Below are 13281 nucleotides of genomic sequence, written 5' to 3'. Positions count from 1 at the left end.
TGCCTAAGGATAAGCGTGCAAGCCTGCACGGATGAGTTCTAGATCAATGTTCAGTGCCCACGCTGCTGCGAGGCTGGCGAGTAAGACCGGTGTGGGGATGTGGCTGAATTGGGTAACGCTGCCAAAATCAATATCGCCATCACCTTGTTGCAAATGGATGCTGCCATCGATAATAGTAACAATGCTACCTTGTGCTGCACGATGGTGGCTGAGCGCATGGCAAAGGTTATCTTCAGCATAAAAGATGACAGCCCCATCACACAGCTCGGCCATCTCAACTAATTGCGCATCAGCTGCGTTAAGGATTGCGGCACCCGAGGGCAATACCACGTCTACAAAAGTGCGATAAGTGTTGTAGCGTTTTTCATCGGTGCTAATAGCAAACTCACTCAAATCTTCGTTCTGATCTATGCCGGTTAATATGGCGATCTGGCAGCGATCATAGGGCAGGCCTTCGCTTAACAGTACTCGCGCAGGTGTTTCAATAATCGCCGTTTCTATAGCAGGATTGAGTAATAATTTACGCGCCTCATGCCAGTTAGCCCGATTGTCAGGCAACACTTTACGTCGTCCCAGAAATAAACCAGCTTGACTGGCTAGTCCTACATGGATGTTGTTCAGGCAAACGATATGCGCGAGCAATTGTGCTACTGCGGTCGTGTCGGATTTACCCGCTACTGCAACTACAGGGATACGGCCATCTTGTTGTACAGGAAATAGTTGATTAACGATGGCCTGTCCAACTGGACGCGGCTTGCCTGCGGCTGGTTTGAGATGCATGAGCAAGCCGGGTCCGGCATTGACTTCCACAATCGCGCCACCCTGCTCGGCAAGTGGGCGACTAATGTCTTCGACGACTAAATCGATACCTGCAATATCCAGACCAATTACTTTTGCGGCCAGCCCGACGATAGCAGCAGTGCTGGGATGGACTTCATCAGTGCAGTCAAACGCGACGTTGCCGATGCGCTGGATAATCACGTTATCGCCCACAGCGGGAATGTTGTCTGCTGTTAAACCTTGGCGTGCCAGTTCTATTTTGGCTGCGCTATCAATACGAATAAGGTTGAGCGGATGTTCTTCAGTCGTGCCACGGCGGATGTCGCTGTTTAATTGCAGTTCAATTAATTGATTAATCGTGTGGATGCCATCGCCGGTGACACTGGCGATTTCACCGCGGGCGGCAGCAACGAGCTTGCCGCCGATGACGAGTAGACGGTGTTCTTGTCCCTGGATAAAACGCTCGACTATGACGCCACAGTCTTCTTCATATGCGACCTGATAGGCAGATTCAATTTCTGATTGCAGGGTGAGGTTAGTAAATACCGCGCGACCGTGGTTACCACTGCATGGCTTGACGACAACAGGTAAACCTATATCTTCGGCAGCTTCCCATGCTTCGGCTGCGCTGTTGACGTCTATCCCTTCCGGGATGGGAATGCCGGCGTCTTTAAGCAGGCGCTTGGTCAGAGTTTTATCTTGCGAGATAGACTCAGCTATCGCACTGGTTTGCCCTGTTTCTGCTGTCCAGATACGGCGTTGCGCGGCACCGTAGCCGAGCTGTACCAAATTGCCTGTATTAAGACGGATAGCGGGAATGTTGCGGTCGTCAGCGGCTTCAACGATACTGTTGGTAGAAGGGCCGAGCAGCTTGGCTTCGGCTAAATCACGTAAATCTTCAATGGCTGCCGCGACGTCGAACGGACGGTCATCCATTGCTGCTAACACCAGTTCACGCGCGTGGTGCAGGCTGGCGCGAGTGACATCTTCATGCCATGCGCGGACGACCACTTTGTACACGCCACGTTGATCCATTTCACGAGCTTTACCAAAGCCGCCAGGCATGCCTGCCAGATTTTGCAGTTCCAGCGTAATATGCTCAAGGATATGGGCAGGCCATGTGCCATCGCGTAGTCGTTGGATAAAACCACCGCGTTCACCGATGCTGCAGCGATGTTCTATCAGGCTGGGTAACCAGGCGATTAAGCGCTCGGTAAAGCCGGGTATAGTGTTAGATGGCGAATCTTCGAGATCGCCTATATCCACCCAGACTTCAAGCACGGGGCGGTATGTCCAAATGTTAGGACCTTGTAACGACATGGTGCGCAAGAACGTCATGTCACGTTTAGGAGTTATCATCATTTTGTGCGGTATGGTTCATTTAATAATGCTGTACTGTTACTTAACGCACCAGTAGAATTTACGTTTACGTCAACTTACAACTTTATGACAGTCTCTGCGATTTCTGTGACAAATTCTATCCTTACTGAAGACTTTCCCGCTGCATGGGCAGATGAAATTCGCACGCAACTTGCGTCTGATGAGCAGGTCGTCGCCTGGATGCATCTGGACTTAAACGCACAATTACAATTTGTTGATGGATTGCTGGTGTTGACTAATAAGCGCTTGCTGGCAACCCATATACGGCAAAATTCGAGTTGGCAGGTTGTCGATATTTCAGTTAACAGCATCATGCACAGACGTGATCATGCAGGTGTGGCAAGTATCGATGTGGAAGATACGTCGGGACGTCAGGCGACCTGGCATTATACCTTGGCGCATAACTCCGCAGCACAACGACTTACACAGATATTTGCGACGCGATTACATCCCCCTGTGGTCGAATCTGATGGTGCTGTCTGTTCCAATTGTCTTGCGCCATTGCCTGAAGGTGAAACTGATTGTGCGATATGTGAGCAAGTTACGACAACGGCACCTTCTACTTGGGCGTTGCTGCGTTTAGGTCGTTTTGCGCGGCCTTATCAATGGCAACTGATACTGAGTTTCATGCTGACGCTGGGCGCAACAGCAGCGACGCTGGTGCCACCCTATTTAACCATGCCGCTAATGGATAATGTGTTAATACCGTTCCAGAATGGCAAGCCCATAGATACGCATTTGGTTACCTTGTATCTGATGGGCTTGTTCGGTGCCGCTGTACTGGCCTGGGGCCTGGGGTGGTGGCGAACTTACTTGCTGGCGCGGATAAGCGAACGTATATGTATGGATTTGCGATTGACGACTTACGAGCATATGCATACTTTGTCACTGGCTTTTTTTGGTGGCAAGCGTACAGGCGACTTAATCGCCCGCGTGGGTAGCGAGACCGACCGTATTTCTGTCTTTTTATCGTTGCATTTACTCGATTTTGCCACTGATGTGCTGGTGATAATAATGACGGCAGTGATACTGGCGTCTATCAATCCGTGGCTGGCGTTGGTTACTTTGCTGCCGATACCGTTCATTATCTGGATGATCCATGTAGTGCGCGACAAGCTGAAATTTGGTTTTGAAAAGGCTGACAGAGTGTGGGCGGAAATTAGCAATGTGCTCACCGACACTATCCCCGGTATCCGTGTAGTTAAGGCATTTGCGCAGGAACACCGGGAAATGGCGCGTTTTCGCGACGCGAATCAGCGCAATTTGCAGATTAACGACAAGGTCAACGCGGTATGGTCGCTGTTTGCGCCTACGGTATCGTTACTCACGGAAATCGGCTTGTTGATAGTGTGGGCGTTTGGTATCTGGCAGGTGTCGCATAATGAAATTACTGTCGGTGTGTTGACGGCTTTCCTGGCGTATATCAGTCGTTTTTATGCGCGTCTGGATTCGATGAGCCGTATCGTTTCGGTTATGCAAAAAGCTGCAGCAGGGGCGAAGCGGATTTTTGATATTCTGGATAATGTGTCCAGCGTACCAGAGCCTGTGCAACCTGTGCACTTGCCGTCAGTGCGTGGTGAGATACAGTTGCGTAACATAGGTTTCCGTTATGGCAATCGCAGTGTAATCCGTGGTCTGAATTTGACTATCGCACCAGGTGAAATGATAGGCTTGGTAGGGCATAGCGGTTCAGGAAAAAGTACGTTGGTGAATTTGATGTGCCGCTTCTATGATGTGACTGAAGGGGCGATATGGATAGATGGAGTGGATATACGTTCACTACCAGTTGCCGAGTATCGTCGTCATATCGGGCTGGTGTTGCAAGAGCCATTTCTGTTTTTCGGTACCATTGCGGAAAATATCGCCTATGGCAAACCGGGTGCCAGTCGTGCCGAAATCGTTGCTGCTGCACGTGCAGCGCATGCGCATGATTTTATTTTACGTTTGCCGCATGGTTATGATTCGCTCGTTGGTGAGCGTGGGCAGGCGCTGTCTGGTGGCGAACGTCAGCGTATTTCAATTGCGCGCGCCTTGCTGATTGATCCGCGTATTCTGATACTCGATGAAGCGACTTCATCGGTTGATACCACTACCGAGCGTGAAATTCAGGCTGCGCTGGAAAATCTGGTGCGTGGGCGTACCACTATCGCGGTTGCTCACCGACTCAGTACTTTACGCCATGCTAATCGACTGGTGGTTATGGACAAAGGGCATATCGTTGAAGTGGGTAATCACGATGATTTATTGGCGCGTAATGGTATGTACACGCAACTCTACGAAGCACAAGCGCGTCAGATAGATACCGAAGAGGGGGACGAGGATGCTTGATATTATACAGAATGCCAAGGCGCAGTGGTGTTATACCGATAGTGAAGGGCAGCAGCATGTCGATGTTGTCGCTGTACGTGCTTTCCCGCTATCTGCGCCCGAACAGGGGGTTTCCATCGTCAGCAGCGCAGGTCATGAATTGCAGTGGATAGAAGATCTTGCGCACTTAGACAATGCTAGTCAAATGACGCTTGCTACCTTGCTGGCGCAACGTGAATTCATGCCCGAAATTCTGAGTATTAATACTGTTTCCAGTTATGCAACGCCCAGCGTGTGGGCAGTGATGACCGATAAAGGCGAAACTGAATTCACGCTTAAAGGCGAAGAGGATATCAGGCGTTTAACGCACACCCGTTTGCTAATAGCAGACAGTAACGGACTGCAGTTTGTAATTAACGATATTGAGAAGCTGGATCATGCCAGCCGCAGGCGGCTGGATCGGTTTCTGTGAAACAGCTTAATGCAGATTTTCTGCCGAGAATATCATTGCCTTATCTCCCGCAAAATTGACGTTGATGCCACCTTTATCGTCACCCCAATGGCAAGTGCGGATACCCATCAGATCATCACATTTTTCAGGCTTGCCTATTAGTTTGGTGACTTCGTCAAAGCTCATGCCTACACTAATTTTATTGTAGTTTTCCAGGGTTAACTGGCTGTTACATCCCCATAACAGCAATACAGGTAACAAGGCTATCCATTTAATTTTGTTCATATACTGTCTTTCTGCATGAATTGTATGGTCGTGACCTAACTACACTATAATGGGAGTAGCTCAAGATATCTACACATCTTTTAGTATGTATCGCGCAGTGGTTTAGCGTGAAATAGTAACATCAGGTTGGATCCCAGCTACATAGTTCATGGATTGCTGGGCGTTGAAGAGGAATGCTGTTGTGTGGCTCCGTACCGGATGTGATATCACTTTTGACGTGAGCGTCGATACGCCGTTCATCCTCATGTTGCGCCCTCGTAGTGGCGCACAGCAATGGGTGGCGCGTGAATCTTATACATTGAAGCCTAGTGTGCTGGCGGTTGAATATACCGATAACTATGGCAATCTTTGCCAGCGGCTGGTTGCGCCACCTGGTGAATTTTCCATTCGTACTTCTGCCGATATTTTTACTGCCGACACTATCAGCGTAGGTTCTGGTGCGCCATTCGACGATGTGCAAAATCTGCCTGATGAGGTGCTCACCTATCTTTTGCCTTCACGTTATTGTGAGTCGGATCGATTTATTGAGCTTGGTCAGGAAATCGTGATGGGTCTGACGCCAGGCTATGATCAGGTAGCAGCTATAGAAGCCTGGGTGCGTGAACATATTCGTTTTAATTCCAATTCCACACTGTTTCAGCAATCCGCAGTAGAGGTCAATCAGCAACGTGAAGGTGTGTGTCGTGACTTGGCGCATTTGGGTATATCACTCTGTCGTGGGCTATGCATCCCGGCGCGTATGGTAGTGGGATACTTGTATCAACTTGAGCCTATGGATTTTCATGCCTGGTTTGAGGCCTATGTGGGTGGCCGCTGGTACACGTTTGATGCAACTCAGCCCTGCCCTAAAGGTGGGCGTGTGACGGTGGCTTATGGGCGTGATGCGGCGGATGTGGCTATATTTAATCAGTTTGGCCCTGCTCTGTATCCTCGTAAAATGGCAGTTCATGTTGAGATGCTGGCAACAGCGCCGGATTAAAAGCTATGCAAAGAATACGAATCAGACATTTGACCGAATATGTTTTTTCGACCGAAGTGGCGCTTAATCCACATCGGTTGTTGCTGCGTCCTCGTGAGGGGCACGATGTCAGGATTGAAGCTTCTAAACTGGACATTACGCCAGTCTATACCATCAAATGGCAGCGAGATGTATTTGATAACTCGTTAGCAGTGGTGAATTTTCTTGGTCGCACGAGTAAGCTGATTATTGCCAGTGAAGTCATTATTCAGCACTATGGCCAGGCGCCTTTTGATTTCTTACTGGAAGATTATGCAGTGAGGTTTCCCTTCAAATATGCGGAAAATGAGCAAGATGATCTGTTCGCTTTTCAGCAGTCCATTTTTGTCGAGGATAGGCAGGCGGTAAATAACTGGCTGCAACAACTGAGTTTGACTGGTCTGGAAACCTTCGCCTTGCTGGTTAAATTAAATCAGAGTATCAGTACCCAGTTTCAATATCGGACACGAGAAGAAGCTGGTGTGCAGTCACCCTCAAAGACACTGAGTCAGCGTGGCGGATCCTGCCGAGATTATGCGACACTCTTCATCGAGGCTTGTCGTTATCTGGGTTTGGCCAGCCGTTTTGTCAGCGGGTATTTACACGCCCCGGCTACAGAAGCTGGTAACGCCACTACCCATGCCTGGGCAGAAGTCTATTTGCCAGGCACAGGCTGGAAAGGCTTTGATCCAACATCAGGTGTAGTTACCGGCAGTCAACATATTGCCGTAGCCGTCGCAAGGGACTCAGAAACCGTGCCACCTGTTTCAGGTAGTTTTGTTGGTTTAGGTGCGGTAACGACTACGATGAAAATCAATGTGCAGGTTAATTTGCTGGAATAAAACTAAAAAATGATGGAATGTAGTTGGTATATACAACCTGCACTACAACGAGATATGATTCGATTATTGTTGTATACATCCTTGGTGGTATTTTGAGGCGTATAAATTAATAGTGGGTAAATTATTTTGAAACAAGTATTTATTAGCCATTCCTCTGCAGATAAACCGTTAGCTGATGAAGTTTGTGCGCAGCTTGAAAGGCGTGGACTCAGTTGCTGGATTGCGCCTCGTGATATTGATCCTGGCAAGGATTATGGTGAAGAAATTATACTTGGTATCGAAAACTGTGTTGCGACCGTGTTGTTGCTGTCGGAAAGCGCAAATCAGTCTATTTTTGTGCGCAAAGAAATTGAGCGTGCTGTCAGTAAGTTAAAACCGGTGTTTCCGGTGCGGGTGCGTAATGTTGCACCATCAAAAGGATTAGAGCTTTTTATTTCATCTTCGCACTGGATTGATGCCTGGCAACCACCTATGGATATCAAGATGGATCAGCTTGCTGCTTCCATTCTGGCACTGGTTAATACAGGTCAGGCAGATGCGTCAAAGCCGGAGGAAAAGTACAATGCTGCATTAACACCACCAAAATATACCGCTACCAAGGTCAAGTCTGGTCTATTCCATGAACTGCGGCATCTGGTCGGGTTGATATTTGACTTGATTAAAATGGGGATTTTTATTGCGATTATCGTTGGGTTTATTTACGTTGTATTTTATAAACATTCGGGCATGCATGATATTGAATTAGTAATGCACAAATATATAAAAATACTGGGTCACTTTATCGATACCATCATGTTGAAAAAAACGTAAATCAGCTATCACTCACGATACGGTAGCTTTTTTTGAAAATGTCGTCATCGATGATTCCCCAGTCCTTCATTGCGTATTGAACCAACCAGTCACCAGGCTTGCCTTCTATGATTGAAGTGCCGTTGCGTATTTTGATACAGAAGGTATTTTTTATTTTTTTTGCATAGATAATAGCACCTTGGCTTTTGCGATATTCATTGGCGATGCTGAAATTGGCGAGTTCGTACTGGGAGTCAAATATATGTCTTTCTACCGGCCAGTTTTCATCGTGGATGCCAGTTAGTATGGCATCGCCTTTTTCATAAGCCACATTTCCTTCCAGGGTTTTGATTATTCCATTGTCCTCGGCAAAAGTTACTCGGACTGTTGAAATTTTTTCATATTTCTTCGCCATGGGATCCAATGATAAATCCATATCATGAATTCGTTTTTCTTTGTTTATTTCCATGCGGTTTGCGCTCGATTTGATATGTACACCGTTCAAATGCAATCTTACAACTAAAATCCAGATTGCTAATGCCAATTTTTTAGCTGGTCTGATTCACTGCGCAAATGCAAGGTCGTGCACGATTGTAAGGCCATCTTCTGCTTGTCGCAAAATTTTTGTCACATCAATACCTTATGTTCTTGCACGATGCATTCTGTCTGATGCGCCGTCACTTTCTTATATAGGTTTGATTTGGCAATCATGTCGTGATTCTAATATTTCGCAAACCAATTGATGTATGCTACGATGTATGCAATAAGATAAGAATTGCCTGTCATGGAGTGTAATTAATATATCAATAATAAAGACTATGTTGATATTGATTAACTCAAGTTGATAGGGGAAGTGTTATGCCAAAATCAGTAGGCCGACAGACAGGACTATTGCCACTGTTAAGAACGTATCATCCAGAAGATGCGCATTACCGAATTAATCCTCCAGAGTTCCTACCTGCTTACGTAAGGCTACAACAGAGCGAGTTTCCACATTTTGAAGGAGGGTATTAATGTGGAAGCCGCTATTGCAGAAGTGATGAGCCTGTTTGCATGGGACACTATAAGTTTCCGCGATATCCTGTTCAGTTATGCATTTTACTACCCATTAGCAATGGCCTGGATGTGGATGATAGGGGGCATCTGGTACTTTTTACGCTGGGAAAACCGATATAAAAAAGGAGTGGACTTTCCACCACCGCCAGTGGACGGCTATTCGCCCGTAAGCATATTGATACCGTGTTTCAATGAGGAAGACAATATCCGGGATACTATCCGGTACGCCTTGGCAAGTGAATATCCTAATTTTGAAGTGGTAGCCATCAACGATGGCTCTGCGGATAACACTGGTCAGATATTGAGCGAACTTGCCATGCAACATTTTAATCTGCGCGTGGTGACGCTGGCTGCAAATCAGGGTAAAGCGATGGCCTTGCGCGCAGGCGCAACTGCTGCCAGATATGAATTTCTCGTCTGTATTGATGGTGATGCGTTAATACATCCCACGGCGGTGAGCTGGATAGTGCATCATTTAAGTTCAGGTAACCGTGTCGGTGCGGTGACTGGCAATCCACGTGTTATTAATCGATCTACCTTGCTGGGAAAATTACAGGTGGGTGAGTTTTCGTCGACCATAGGTCTGATGAAACGAGCTCAGCGTGTTTATGGTCGTATTTTCACGGTATCAGGTGTCATCGCAGGCTACCGTCGAACTGCATTGCATCGGGTCGGTTACTGGGCAGAAAATATGGTGACGGAAGATATTGATATTTCATGGCGGCTGCAAATGGATCATTGGGATATCCGTTTTGAACCTGATGCGCTTTGTTATATTTACATGCCGGAAACTTTTGCTGGCTTATGGAAGCAGCGCCTGCGCTGGGCGCAAGGCGGCGCTGAGGTGTTGATGAAATATTCGGCACAGTTGCTGTATTGGAAGAATCGCAGATTCTTCCTGGTGGGTGTTGAGTATATGGCATCGGTGATTTGGGCGTATTCGATGTTTGCCATCATTATTTTATATTTCTTGGGCTTAGTCGTTCCCCTCCAGCCTGCCTGGCAGGTTGATACTTTATTGCCAGAATGGAATGGGGTAATCCTTGGTTTGACAGCGATGTTGCAGTTCGCTGTCAGCTTAATCATAGATCGTCGCTATGAACCGAAGAAACGTTTCCTGCGTAATTATTTTTGGGTGATTTGGTATCCGCTGGCATTCTGGCTATTGTCATTGTTGACCACTATAGTTGCCGTGCCAAAAGCGATTCTGAAACGTAAAAATATTCGTGCACGCTGGAATAGCCCGGATCGTGGTATCCGTCCAACTGAGGAGTTAATGTCATGATTCAGGAACCGCCACCCCGTATTCCCGAACTTATATTTCGCAGTGATTTGGTTGAGTCGCCAAGAAAAGAGCTGTTGGCTGTTGTGGCGATGATAGGCTGGGGAATCTGGCTATACATCATCTCTCCCGTCTTCTCATTGCTGGCATGGTGGTTCGGATATGTGCAGTTAAGCAAATATGTATTGAATGATCCTGTAGGTTTGGTTACAACGCTTCGCGTTTATGCAGTTGCGATTGCTATCGGTGGATTGTTGTTTATTTTTTGGGCGGTTTATAACTGGATAAGATTCACAAAAAGTCATCGTCGGGGGGCGCCGCAAATTGCCAGCGCTGGAGATATTGGGTTGGGGATGGGGTTGACAGAAGCAGAGGTGTTGTTTGCCCAGCACCATCGATTAATTACCTTTACTCATAATGATAGCGGGCAGGTCATCAATATCGAAGAAACCAGAATTTAATTCAGTGGCTGGTTACAACAGTAGCGCTAACTTGAAGTGTGCGTCATGTTGTACTTTTTTACGATACTAAAAGTTATGGCATGACTTTGTTATCTCATGCCAGGGGTACATTTTTATCTTTAAACATTGCCCTCCAGCTCATTGCCTCACGAATAACAATGTTGTGAAAGTCTATGGCTATGTCACGAATTTGATCTGTATCGTTTGCAATTTCCAGTCGTTCCAGCAATGTGGATATGTGGATATGTATACGCTCGGAGACTTGAGCTAATTTGCTGAATTCACCACTAGCCAGAATGCCGTGCATCGCACCAGCAACGGCAGGAAAAACACCGGCAAGCAAGGTTAGTATAGGGTTGTGCCAAAAAAAATGCATATAACACGCTGCCAATGTCCCATAAAACAACCAAGTGGCGAAGCTATGCAGTCTATGATGAATATGTTCATACCTTAGCGTGCTCTTGTGGTGATAGTTACCTTGGCCTTTCATGATCAGGGAAAGTCTGGCCTTATAGGTGACCAGGTCAGTCTGACATTCAGTGTTTTCGAGAGAGATACGGGCTGAATAATAGGCGTTGATCCAGTTGCCTAGCTCATTTTTCCTGGCTTCACCCTGTGTAAGCAGATTAATGCCAATCGGATTGGGGTAGAGAATTTCAATATACCGAAATCGCTCAGCCAGTATGCGGTATTCAATCCATTTTTCGTGCCAGCGTCGATTAAGTTTAATGCCCGCAACAGTATGTAAATTGGTATCCTTCTGCGGACTGGCTCCAATTTTGTGAATCACCAATATCATCAGTATGGTTGCCAATTCTAACGCTGAAAATATCAATCCATATTCATGTTCAATCTCAAATCCAATGGGGATTAGTGCTAATAATACGGCCAGTGCCCCCATCAGGTAATTAAAAATGTAAGATCCACGATACAGATTGCCGTAATAGTTTGACAGCGCATCAAAAAGCTTGTGATCCTCCCAGTAGGCTGCATAGGTCGGCATATCTACCCAGTCGGCATCACTTTTAAGACACTTGACTATGCCGGTTGTGATTTTTTCCTCCTGTAGCAGTTTCTTGAATCGAACAAATAACCCACCAAGTAGTGATGTTTTGACAGGAAATTTTTCTTCATAGAATGCGGCAAGTTTTTGCGATTCTGAAATACTCATTTCCACGCCCTGAGCGGCCAGAAAGTTTGTGATATGGATGATGGGTAATTGCAGGCTCATTTACGTTTCCTGTTCAATATTTAGAGTATGTTCGTGAAGAAAGTGCGAGAGATGATGTCATTGCATCTTTGTATCTTTGCACCTGAATTGATCTGTCATCTTGTCTTCCCGAATAAATTGTATTTCGGTATGAGCATGTGTTGCAAAAATGTTCATGTGAATTCCTTTCGTGGTTGTTTATCATCACGACCGTTATAAAATACATGAATATAAATCGGTGAATACATTGTTGCATACATCACGGAATGACAGATGGAAAATAACATATTTTTTCCAGAAATTCTTTAAAATATTGTCTGTTATGAATAGCAAGACCCATAAGTCAGCGGTTCGGGTCTGGTATATATGCGATGATGATATTGGGTAGATTATGGCGATAGTTTGTTATTCGCTAACCAGATGCAGTTGGTGGCGCTGACATCAGCTACAGCTGTTGCTTTGGAGATATATCTGATTGTAGTGACAGATTGCTATAGAAAATAAATGCAATCAACAGCCAATTAATCCGAACACCACGCCATCAAGCGCGTTTATGCCATCGATTACGAGTTTGTCGATATGCGAATTATGGGGTCAGTTCTCACATTCAAGCAGACGGAGATCTGACAGGTGGGGATAAGGTATGATGCCTGAGTGGAAGGGGCATTTTTTAGCCTTGTTGGCTGTCTCGTATTTGATCGCAGTACTGTTGTAACGCTTCAGGCACATTCGGCGAGCATACTCCGCATTCGCGATTGCCTGGCACTGCGTAATCTATGAATTTTGGATAGGCGAGCTTGAGGTTGTCCATAATGTCGACGAATTCGGCTAATGGTTTGTTGCTGCCTAGTCGGGGATTTCGCATTTTTTCCTGAGCAATGCTGGATACATGGCGCCCTTGATAATCGTGCGCGGGATACACTTGCGTGCTTTCTTCCAGGGTAAAGAGTTGATTGTGTATGCTGTGATATAAAGTGGGTGCATCACCATTCTGGAAATCAGTCCGACCGCAACCATCTATCAGCAATGCGTCGCCAGTCAGCACGCGATCATCAATCGCATAGGCAAAATGATTGTCAGTATGCCCCGGTGTATGTAATGGATTAATGGTTATGCTACCCATATTCAACGGTATTTTGTGCGCTAAACCGATGTCAGCACAGCTTAGGTTATCCAGTGCTGGATGAGCGATGCGGCTGCCTGTTTCCTGTTTTAACTTACGTGCTGCACTGATGTGGTCGGCGTGAATATGAGTGTCCAGAGTGTAAGCTAGGGTCAATCCCAACGTATTGATAACCGCCATATCGCGTTGCCAAGTAGGTAGAACAGCATCAACCAGCATTGCTTTCCCTGTTACTTCGCAGCCTAGCAAATAGGTATAGGTACTGGATACGGGCTCAAACAGTTGTCTGAATATCATGCTGACCTCCTGACGTTATCT

12 protein-coding genes are annotated in these 13281 nt (G+C 46.4%); 7 read left to right on the top strand and 5 right to left on the bottom strand.

Going from position 1 to position 13281, the window contains the following annotated elements:
* Positions 1-3: 3 nt before the first annotated feature.
* Complete coding sequence (locus SFSGTM_RS10890; RefSeq protein WP_232525967.1) at positions 4-2142, bottom strand: cyanophycin synthetase; 2139 nt, start codon at positions 2140-2142, stop codon at positions 4-6.
* An 84-nt stretch (positions 2143-2226) separates the two neighbouring features.
* On the opposite strand from SFSGTM_RS10890, the gene SFSGTM_RS10885 reads away from it, so the two are divergent.
* Together SFSGTM_RS10885 and SFSGTM_RS10880 are read left to right on the top strand one after the other, a co-directional pair.
* Complete coding sequence (locus SFSGTM_RS10885; RefSeq protein WP_162085189.1) at positions 2227-4488, top strand: cyanophycin metabolism-associated ABC transporter; 2262 nt, start codon at positions 2227-2229, stop codon at positions 4486-4488.
* A complete protein-coding gene (locus SFSGTM_RS10880) occupies positions 4481-4939 on the top strand; it encodes a cyanophycin metabolism-associated DUF1854 family protein (RefSeq protein WP_162085188.1) in 459 nt (152 codons plus the stop codon). Before SFSGTM_RS10885 ends, SFSGTM_RS10880 begins: the two co-directional genes overlap by 8 nt.
* 6 nt (positions 4940-4945) lie before the next feature.
* Here SFSGTM_RS10880 and SFSGTM_RS10875 read toward each other — a convergent pair whose 3' ends face one another.
* Positions 4946-5203, bottom strand: coding sequence for a hypothetical protein (locus SFSGTM_RS10875; protein ID WP_162085187.1), 258 nt, complete (start codon positions 5201-5203; stop codon positions 4946-4948).
* Positions 5204-5384: 181 nt separating this feature from the next.
* Here SFSGTM_RS10875 and SFSGTM_RS10870 point away from each other — a divergent pair, with 181 nt between their 5' ends.
* The 3 genes from SFSGTM_RS10870 to SFSGTM_RS10860 all read left to right on the top strand — a co-directional run bounded on the left by SFSGTM_RS10870 (position 5385) and on the right by SFSGTM_RS10860 (position 7852).
* Positions 5385-6182: a transglutaminase domain-containing protein gene (locus SFSGTM_RS10870; protein ID WP_162085186.1), complete on the top strand. Its 798-nt coding sequence runs from the start codon at positions 5385-5387 to the stop codon at positions 6180-6182.
* Between the two features lie 5 nt (positions 6183-6187).
* The gene (locus SFSGTM_RS10865) at positions 6188-7042 is read left to right on the top strand and encodes a transglutaminase family protein (RefSeq protein WP_162085185.1); all 855 of its coding nucleotides are present in this window, start codon (positions 6188-6190) and stop codon (positions 7040-7042) included.
* A gap of 126 nt (positions 7043-7168) precedes the next feature.
* Entirely contained in the window at positions 7169-7852 is a 684-nt protein-coding gene (locus SFSGTM_RS10860) for a toll/interleukin-1 receptor domain-containing protein (RefSeq protein ID WP_162085184.1), read from the top strand.
* 1 nt (position 7853) lies between these two features.
* Here the strand turns inward: SFSGTM_RS10860 and SFSGTM_RS10855 are convergent, their stop codons facing one another.
* Positions 7854-8300 carry a PGDYG domain-containing protein gene (locus SFSGTM_RS10855; RefSeq protein WP_162085183.1) on the bottom strand — a complete coding sequence of 149 codons (447 nt, stop codon included), beginning with the start codon at positions 8298-8300 and terminating at the stop codon, positions 7854-7856.
* A gap of 546 nt (positions 8301-8846) precedes the next feature.
* Between SFSGTM_RS10855 and pgaC the strand changes: the two genes are divergently transcribed.
* Positions 8847-10172, top strand: a complete 1326-nt coding sequence (gene pgaC / locus SFSGTM_RS10850; RefSeq protein ID WP_232525966.1) for a poly-beta-1,6-N-acetyl-D-glucosamine synthase — start codon at positions 8847-8849, stop codon at positions 10170-10172.
* Positions 10169-10630, top strand: a complete 462-nt coding sequence (gene pgaD, locus SFSGTM_RS10845; protein WP_162085182.1) for a poly-beta-1,6-N-acetyl-D-glucosamine biosynthesis protein PgaD — start codon at positions 10169-10171, stop codon at positions 10628-10630. The genes pgaC and pgaD overlap by 4 nt, the downstream gene beginning before the upstream one ends.
* Positions 10631-10724: 94 nt before the next feature.
* Here pgaD and SFSGTM_RS10840 read toward each other — a convergent pair whose 3' ends face one another.
* Both SFSGTM_RS10840 and SFSGTM_RS10835 read right to left on the bottom strand, forming a co-directional pair.
* A complete protein-coding gene (locus SFSGTM_RS10840) occupies positions 10725-11861 on the bottom strand; it encodes a hypothetical protein (protein ID WP_162085181.1) in 1137 nt (378 codons plus the stop codon).
* A 649-nt stretch (positions 11862-12510) separates the two neighbouring features.
* Positions 12511-13260, bottom strand: coding sequence for an MBL fold metallo-hydrolase (locus SFSGTM_RS10835; protein ID WP_162085180.1), 750 nt, complete (start codon positions 13258-13260; stop codon positions 12511-12513).
* Positions 13261-13281: the final 21 nt, after the last annotated feature.

Origin of the sequence: Sulfuriferula nivalis (assembly GCF_009937995.1) — a bacterium.
In the GTDB taxonomy this organism is placed as follows: Bacteria; Pseudomonadota; Gammaproteobacteria; order Burkholderiales; family Sulfuriferulaceae; genus Sulfuriferula; species Sulfuriferula nivalis.
This window is presented reverse-complemented; position numbering and strand designations above follow the sequence as displayed.

Bases quoted from the DNA above. Each gene is read 5' to 3' on its own strand.
- pgaD (WP_162085182.1), top strand. From the start codon at position 10,169: ATGATTCAGGAACCGCCACCCCGTATTCCCGAACTTATATTTCGCAGT.
- SFSGTM_RS10865 (WP_162085185.1), top strand. From the start codon at position 6,188: ATGCAAAGAATACGAATCAGACATTTGACCGAATATGTTTTTTCGACC.
- SFSGTM_RS10840 (WP_162085181.1), bottom strand. From the start codon at position 11,861: ATGAGCCTGCAATTACCCATCATCCATATCACAAACTTTCTGGCCGCT.
- SFSGTM_RS10890 (WP_232525967.1), bottom strand. From the start codon at position 2,142: ATGATGATAACTCCTAAACGTGACATGACGTTCTTGCGCACCATGTCG.
- SFSGTM_RS10885 (WP_162085189.1), top strand. From the start codon at position 2,227: ATGACAGTCTCTGCGATTTCTGTGACAAATTCTATCCTTACTGAAGAC.
- SFSGTM_RS10875 (WP_162085187.1), bottom strand. From the start codon at position 5,203: ATGAACAAAATTAAATGGATAGCCTTGTTACCTGTATTGCTGTTATGG.
- SFSGTM_RS10835 (WP_162085180.1), bottom strand. From the start codon at position 13,260: ATGATATTCAGACAACTGTTTGAGCCCGTATCCAGTACCTATACCTAT.
- SFSGTM_RS10880 (WP_162085188.1), top strand. From the start codon at position 4,481: ATGCTTGATATTATACAGAATGCCAAGGCGCAGTGGTGTTATACCGAT.
- SFSGTM_RS10855 (WP_162085183.1), bottom strand. From the start codon at position 8,300: ATGGAAATAAACAAAGAAAAACGAATTCATGATATGGATTTATCATTG.